A 3,082-nucleotide genomic window follows, 5' to 3' on the forward strand; every position below is an offset into this window, starting at 1 on the left:
GCGCGCCGCGGGGCGCGGGGGGGGGGGGGGGGGGGGGTGGGGGGGGGGGGGGGTGGGGGGGGGGGGGGGGGGGGGGCGGGGGCGGGGGGGGGGGGGGGGGGGGGGGGGGGGGGGGGGGGGGGCCCCGGGCGCGTTCCCCCCCCACGGCTCCCGCGTCCGTCCCGAGCGGGGTGTACGAGGTCGCCGAGCGCGTCAGGAAGTTGTACCGGCACTCCTCGCAGAACGGGGCCATGGCCTCGCGCGGGGTCCGGCACTGCGGGCAGAGCTCCGCCTGGGCGGTCGGCTCACCGGCCGTGGGAGGGTAGCCGTAGCCGTAGGAGGGCGCCGCGGGCGCCGCAGCGGCGGCAGCCATGCGGTGGCCGCAGACCTCGCACCAGTCGTCGGAGGCGGACTGGTGCCCGTTCGGGCAGGTCGGCATGGCGGCTCTTCCCCCTTCAGCCTGCGTCTTCGCGTCAGGTCTTCTCAGGTCTTCTCAGGTTGCTCAGGACTTCTTCACTCGGACGGTCTGGATCGAACGCGTTTCGAGGGTCATCTCGTCGGCGTCCGCGACCTTCGCCTTCAGCCGCACAGTACCCGCCGCCGCATCGACGACATCCACCACCTTCGCCAGCAATTTGGCCGTGTCCGCGTTCCCGGAGACGCTCGCCAGTTGCACGGCACGGCCGAGCTTGGCCGTGGCGCCGCCGACATCGCCCAGTTTGCGCGCTTCCAGCCCCTGTTGGATAGCCTGCGCGAGTTCCGCCTGTCCCGTGTAGTGGGCGACCTGCGGATTGATGGCGGTGGAGGCCGCCAGATCGTCCGTCCACACGGCCCGGACCAGTCCCTGCGCGAGGGTGGTCGGCGGTTCGTCCGGTGCGCCGGGCAGCAGGAGCGTGGCCCGGGCGGCGAGCATCTCCTGTCCGACGGACGCGGCGGGGACCCGGACGCACACGTGGTACTCGCGGGACTCGTCGCCCCAGGACCCGGTCGGGTAGTCGCCGGCGCGCGGGCCCGCCCCGGTGCGGCGGTCGCTGAGGTCCTGGACGGTGGGCGCGACCTGCTTGACGTACTGGATCTCCACGCCGACCGGGGTCCACAGGCGCAGCGCGACGTCCGCGACCTCCTTGCCCATGACGTTCTCCATCATGAGCGTGAAGTCCTCGGTGAGGTGCGCCGGGTCGGCCACGATGTCGGCCGACCCGAGCAGGGCGCTCGCGATGCCGGTGACCTCCTTGACCTCCCAGTCCGTGCCCACCCCGCGCGCGTCGCAGGTGAACCGGCCCGCGCAGGCGTCGAGGGTGGCGCGCAGCACGGCCGGGTCCTCGTGCTCGTTGCGGCCGTCGGTGAGCAGGATGCCGTGCCGGATGGTCGCGGAGGACTGGCGCAGCAGGCCGTCGGCGAGGCGCAGCCAGGTGCCGATGGCGGTGCCGCCGCCGGAACTCAGGCCGCGCAGGGCCTCCTTGGCCCGGGCCCGGGTCGCCGGGTCGGCGACGGCGAGGCGGCCCTGGCCGGGGTAGACCTCCTTGGCCACGTGCGTGCCCGCGACGACGGCGAACGCGGTGCCGTCGCGCAGGGTGTCGATCGCGGCGGCGGTCGCCTCCCGGGCGCCGCGCATCTTGTCCGGCGGGTACTCCATGGACCCCGAACAGTCCACCATGATCACGACGGCGGCCGAGCCGCGGGCGGCCGCCGCACGGGTGGCGGTGGCGCCGCCCGAGGACGTGACCGTGACGATGGCGTGGACGTCCCGCCCGCCCTCGGGCAGGAACTCGTTCTGGTACACCTCCACGCTGAAGCGCGGGGCGCTCGGCTTGGCGAAGTTCGCCATCGATTGGACTCCTGGGAGAAGGACGGGGTGCGGGGCGGGCGGATCAGGCCTGAGGGGGTGCTTCCGCCTCCGTTTCCGGTTCCGCTTGCGGCTGTTGCGGCCCCGGCGCGGCCGCCGACGGCGTGACGGCGGGCGCGGCGAACGGTACGACGGCCACCGTGACGTTGTCGTGGCCGCCCCCGTCGAGGGCGTGCCCCACCAGGACCTGCGCGCTGTGCAGGGGACGGGCGGCGGCGTCGGCGGGCAGCACCTGGGCCATGTCCTGGGCGGATTCGGCGTAGTTCCACAGGCCGTCGGTGCAGACGACCACCACACCCGCGTGGTCCGGCTTGAACGTGGCGGTGTGCGGCTCCAGGTCGTACGCGTCCGCCCCGAGCCAGCCCGTGATGGCGTGGGCGCGGACGTCGGCGTACGCCTCGGCCTCGCCCATCAGCCCGGCCGCGACCATCTGGGCCGCCCACGAGTCGTCCTCGGTCAGGCGGCGCGGCAGCGCCTCGCGGTCGTCCGGGACCCAGTAGGCGCGGCTGTCGCCGACCCAGCCGATGGTCAGCAGGCCGCCGCTGACGACAGCGCCGACCAGCGTGCAGGCGGGGGCGTTCTGCGCGCCCGGGACCTCCGGGGCCAGGGCGTTCACGGCGGCGGCCGCGGCCAGGATCGCGCCGTGCATGGCCTCCTGGGGGTGGGTGCCGCGCGGGAGGGCTTCGAGCAGGGCCTCGTTGGCGGCGCCGGCCGCGGCGGCCGACGCGTCGTCGGGGCGGCTGGCGGAGGAGACGCCGTCGCAGACGATGGCCACCGTGGCGGCCGAGCCGTCGGGCAGGGCCGTGGCGGCCACCGCGAACGAGTCCTCGTTGCGGTGGTGGCGCAGCCCCCGGTCGCTGACGGCGGCGACGCGGCCGAGCTCCTCCTCCAGGTGGTCGCGCTCGCGGGGCTGGGCGTGCCCGCAGTGCTCGCAGTACCCGTCGGTGTCGACCCGCCCGGCCCGGCAGGCCACGCAGGTCTTCCCGCCGTCCCCGGGACCGCCCGCCTGCGCGCTCGCGGCGGCGTACGGGTCCTCGTGCCCGGGGCCGGCACCGCCGTACGGGGCTTCGGGCGCGCCCCACGGCGTCCCGTCGGGCGGGGTGGGGGTGCTGCCCGGCCGGTCGTGGCGGATCTCGCCGCCGGCCGCCGCATCGGGCGCGCCGTACGAGGAGCCCTGCGGCGGTACGGGGGCGGCCCCGGCGGCGGGCGCGGCGGTCGGCGGGGGCGGAGCCGCGGGCCGGGCCGCGGCGGCAGGCG

Annotated in this window: 2 protein-coding genes and 1 pseudogene; all 3 read right to left on the reverse strand. The window is 76.4% G+C overall.

All coding sequences use genetic code 11. From position 1 onward, the window contains the following. Positions 1–418 (reverse strand): annotated as a pseudogene (locus ACFXA3_RS39725) (forkhead-associated protein); the annotation flags it as partial. 63 nt (positions 419–481) lie between these two features. After that, entirely contained in the window at positions 482–1,807 is a 1,326-nt protein-coding gene (locus tag ACFXA3_RS39730) for a VWA domain-containing protein (RefSeq protein WP_385195840.1), read from the reverse strand. Between the two features lie 43 nt (positions 1,808–1,850). After that, the coding region (locus ACFXA3_RS39735) for a PP2C family protein-serine/threonine phosphatase (protein ID WP_385195842.1) at positions 1,851–3,082 on the reverse strand (1,232 nt) is incomplete at its 5' end.

Origin of the sequence: Streptomyces sp. NPDC059456, from assembly GCF_042750055.1 — a bacterium.
Lineage (GTDB): Bacteria > Actinomycetota > Actinomycetes > Streptomycetales > Streptomycetaceae > Streptomyces.